This window comes from Halorubrum sp. AJ67 (genome assembly GCF_000513435.1).
Genome location: NZ_CBVY010000003.1, coordinates 319274 through 322790, shown reverse-complemented (window position 1 = coordinate 322790; position 3517 = coordinate 319274). Strand labels below are relative to the sequence as shown.

The 3517-nt window shown below is 60.8% G+C and carries 3 protein-coding genes, 1 tRNA gene and 2 pseudogenes; 4 read left to right on the top strand and 2 right to left on the bottom strand.

What is annotated here, in order from left to right; all coding sequences use genetic code 11:
* Both BN903_RS17205 and BN903_RS04970 read right to left on the bottom strand, forming a co-directional pair.
* A pseudogene (locus tag BN903_RS17205) lies at positions 1-223 on the bottom strand (hypothetical protein); the annotation flags it as partial.
* Positions 224-268: 45 nt separating this feature from the next.
* Complete coding sequence (locus tag BN903_RS04970; RefSeq protein WP_048076647.1) at positions 269-1369, bottom strand: site-specific integrase; 1101 nt, start codon at positions 1367-1369, stop codon at positions 269-271.
* A 135-nt stretch (positions 1370-1504) separates the two neighbouring features.
* Here BN903_RS04970 and BN903_RS04965 point away from each other — a divergent pair.
* The 4 genes and pseudogenes from BN903_RS04965 to BN903_RS17930 form a co-directional block, all read left to right on the top strand.
* Positions 1505-1588 (top strand) — tRNA-Ser (locus BN903_RS04965).
* Between the two features lie 274 nt (positions 1589-1862).
* Positions 1863-2462, top strand: coding sequence for a superoxide dismutase (gene sod, locus BN903_RS04960; RefSeq protein WP_048076646.1), 600 nt, complete (start codon positions 1863-1865; stop codon positions 2460-2462).
* A 465-nt stretch (positions 2463-2927) separates the two neighbouring features.
* Positions 2928-3236: a DUF5827 family protein gene (locus BN903_RS04955; protein ID WP_048076645.1), complete on the top strand. Its 309-nt coding sequence runs from the start codon at positions 2928-2930 to the stop codon at positions 3234-3236.
* A pseudogene (locus BN903_RS17930) lies at positions 3233-3517 on the top strand (ATPase); the annotation flags it as partial. The gene BN903_RS04955 and the pseudogene BN903_RS17930, both read left to right, overlap by 4 nt.

Here is a 3517-nt window from a genome sequence, read left to right as displayed (position 1 = left end):
CAAACTCACCCTTCGCGTCTTGGATACGGCGATAAAGCGTCTCAAACTGTTCGCGCTGTAGAGGTATCGTCTCGTCGTCGTCACGGTACTGAACCAGAAATCGGTGTTCCTGAACGTCGTCGACGACGAATACCTTGCCCGAGAGTGGGGTAATGAGGGTCGCGTCCGGGGGCAGTTCTTCAACGTTTTCGAGAAGATTGTGCCACGTCGTGCCGAAGGTCATGGAAGCGGATACGAAGGAACGGAATAAAACGTTCAGGTGAGCGTGTCAGCCCATCCTATCGAGCGCGTCCCGACGGTCTTCGACTGGCGCTTGGTCATACTTCGCGGTCGTTTCGATACTACGATGGCGAAGTTGTGATTGCGCCGCGGCAAGTCCTTCTTCGCGCGCAAGAAAAGTTCCTGTCGAATGGCGGATGGCGTACCACGATATGTCCCGTTCAATATCCGCAAGGTCGCACACAGCCTCAAGAACATATCGAAGAGACGACCCACTGTAGGGGTTCGAGTGCCGGGTCAGCCACAACTGTTCCGTGTCGTCGTACTTTTCGTACATTTCGCGTTGTTCAAGCCACCGGGCGAGATATTCAGTCGTCTCACGACGTAGGCTGACGGTCCAATTATCCTCGTTCTTTGAAGATTCCTCTTCTGGAATCCGAAGAACGGCATTCTCCACGTCAACCCAATACGTTTGGGCGCGACCAACCTCAATGGGGCGTAGGCCTGCGTCGAGTGCCGTGTGGATAATACTCGGGTATTTGAAGCCATTGGCACGGTCCCAATCATCGCGTGACACTTCGGACGTGGGTTTCCCGTAGCGACGGGCGAGGAACCGCTTCCACTTCGTTCGCTCCTTGGGTTCGAGCGCGGCATACGCTGGTACAGTTCCGTATTCGAGCGCGGCCTCTCGGAGCGCGATTCGCTCGTCGTCCGAGAGGAAGTCCCGAGGTTGTGAGACACCCGACGACGAACTGATAGTAATGTCCGGCTCCCATTCATCGCCTTGGAACCGGAAGTAGGCGAGTAAGGCGAGTTTCGTGTTGTGTAGATGGGTCTTTGAATACTCGTCGTCGGCCAAGAGCAAGGACCGAAGGTAATCTTCAGCGTCGTCGTGGCCAACATCAAGTGTGTACCTGTCACGCGACCACATCTCGCGTAGGAATCTATCTATAATACTCGCGTAGTTCTTTGCGGTGTGATGTGCGTAGCCTTCGAGCGCGTCTGGATTCTTTCCTTGTCGCGCGAGCCATTTCAGTAATTTTTGGCGGTGACTCTTGTAGGCGACCCGTTGGCGCTCATTGAGGTAATCACGGGACGGACGGGGAATAAGAACGATACCTTCAACTTTCTCGGGCTTGTCTCGACTCATAGTCCCTGTATGACGGCGATTTCAGCGGTTTCGGCGCGATTCAATCGTGGCACAATGGAACGTGTCAATTTCATTGGTTTCGTCCTCGAAGGCGCTGAAATCGCATGACGTGACGGGGACGCCCACAGATTGCTCGGTGGGATGGCAGAGTGGCCCATTGCGCCTGCCTTGAAAGCAGGTAGCCTCACGGCTTCCTGGGTTCGAATCCCAGTCCCACCGTGACGCGTCGGGTGCCACCGCGCGCCGCGCGCGACTCGTACGGGATTTGAATCAGAGAGAGACCGATCCGCCGCGAAACCGTATATGGTTACTTGTCGTTCTCGTCAGTAGATCATGATTACCGTTGTGCTCCGTTCTTCTGGCCCCGGAACCGCAACGACACCGCTGGTCGGCTGAAACCCCCGATAACACTCACGTCTGGTGTCGCGTGGTACCACGTGGCGCATTATCTTTAACAGGTGTCCTGTACATAATAGAAACAGGTGATACAACGATGAGCTACGAACTCGATCCTCTTCCGTACGATTACGACGCGCTGGAACCGCACATCTCCGAGCAGGTGCTCGAATGGCATCACGACACCCATCATCAGGGGTACGTCAACGGCTGGAACTCGGCCGAAGAGACGCTCGAAGAGAACCGTGAGTCCCACGACTTCTCTTCGTCCGGCGGAGCCATCCGCAACGTGACCCACAACTCCTCGGGACACATCCTCCACGACCTGTTCTGGCAGAACATGTCGCCGGAGGGCGGCGACGAGCCCGAGGGCGCGCTCGCGGACCGCATCGCCGAGGACTTCGGCTCGTACGAGGCCTGGAAGGGCGAGTTCGAAGCCGCAGCGGGCAATGCGAGCGGCTGGGCGCTCTTGGTGTACGACACGTTCTCGAACCAGCTTCGCAACGTCGTGGTCGACAAACACGACCAGGGCGCTGTCTGGGGCGGTCACCCGATTCTCGCGCTGGACGTCTGGGAGCACTCCTACTACCACGACTACGGTCCGGCTCGCGGCGAGTTCGTCGACAACTTCTTCGAGGTCGTCGACTGGAACGAGCCGTCCACGCGGTACGAGCAGGCCGTCGAGCTGTTCGAGTAAGCGCGTCTCCGGACGCGTTACGCGCGTCGAGATCCGCATTTTTTCGTGACGCTTGCCGGGTAGTTGCGACTGTAGAAGTCGCTGACCGACACGAACCGCTGCGAAGCCTCGGCCGCTCGGCTGTACGACTCTGTTTCTGTTTGTAGATAGTCGACCGACACGAGCCACTTCGAAGCCCCAGCCGCGAGGACTCGCGCGGCTCGCTGCGCTCCTCGCTCGCTCACTTCGTTCGCTCCCTGCGGTCCTTACGTCGCCTGCGGCCTCCTCGCGACTGCCCCTTCGAGTCCCACCCCGCACAGCACCTCTTACCTCCCCAGCCTCGTCAGTCGCCTCCGCGTTGCTCCGGCGACTGACTCCCTCGCGCGGCGCTCCTCGCGCCCTGCGGGGCGCTCGGAGGCGCGCGCCACCGCATCGGATCGAGTCGCTATCGGCAGCGTTTACGGACGCGGTCGCGTATCGCCGCCCATGCCCGAACCGAAGTCGGCGTTCGACGCCACCTACCCGTGCGACTTCTACGAGCCGGCCGAGCTGTTCGAACCGGACCAGATGTACACCATCCCCGAGATCGGCCGCCTGCTTCAGGGGCTCGAACCGGACGCCGAGGTCGACCCCGACACCGAGGCGGTGCTGGTCGACTGGGCGGTCCCGTGGGTGATGGTCCACGCCGAGGACATGGTCGTCGCCGAACCCCTGAGCGAGGACGGCCCGGGGTACTACGGGCTGGTAACGGACGACGAACCGGAGACGGAAACCGACGCTGACGAGTCGGCGTGAGCGGGGAGTCGTCCGACCCGCCCGTCTACCTCGTCGCCGGCGGCTCGCGCGTCGACGCCGGGAAGACCACCTTCTCGGCTGGGCTGGTCGCGCACCTCGCCGAGCGTCGCGGGCGACGCGGTCGGCATCAAACCCCGCGCGGGCAACGACTTCTGGTTCGACCACGACGACTACCGGATCGCGACCGACTCGGGCCGCCTCTACGGCAAGGACGCGCGAAAACTGGCGGCCGCGAGCACCCGCACGCTCGCGACCGTCGACGATCCGTCGTCGTCGCCCTC